This window comes from Bradyrhizobium sp. Leo114 (genome assembly GCF_055229415.2).
Genome location: NZ_JBUYEN020000223.1, coordinates 1 through 408 on the forward strand (window position 1 = coordinate 1; position 408 = coordinate 408).

At 60.8% G+C, this 408-nt stretch carries 1 protein-coding gene; it reads left to right on the plus strand.

Features of this window, described 5'->3' with window-relative positions; translation table 11 throughout:
- A partial coding sequence (locus ACZIRK_RS45505; protein WP_463703574.1) for a transposase occupies positions 1 to 408 on the plus strand: 408 nt, incomplete at both ends.

Here is a 408-nt window from a genome sequence, read left to right on the forward strand (position 1 = left end):
TTCTGGCGCTGCTGGACAAGCCGCCTCCTGCCGGGTTTGCGCGCTGGAACGGCCCCCTGCTGGCGGAGGCGCTGGGCGACGTCGACGTTCAATATGTCTGGCGCTTCCTGCGCGAGCACAAGATTGATCTTTCGGTTCGCAAATCCTGGTGCGAGAGCAACGACCCCGAATTTGCGGCCAAAGCCGCCGATGTTGTTGGTCTTTATGTCGATCCGCCTGCAAAGGCCATTGTCTTGTGCGTCGATGAGAAGCCATCGATCCAGGCCCTGGAGCGCGCCCAAAGCTATCTGAAGCTGCCCAACGGACGGGCTTTGACTGGCCAAAGCCATGATTACAAGCGGCATGGCACGACGACGCTGTTCGCCGCGCTCCAGGTTGCCACCGGAACGGTCATCGCGGAGCATTCAA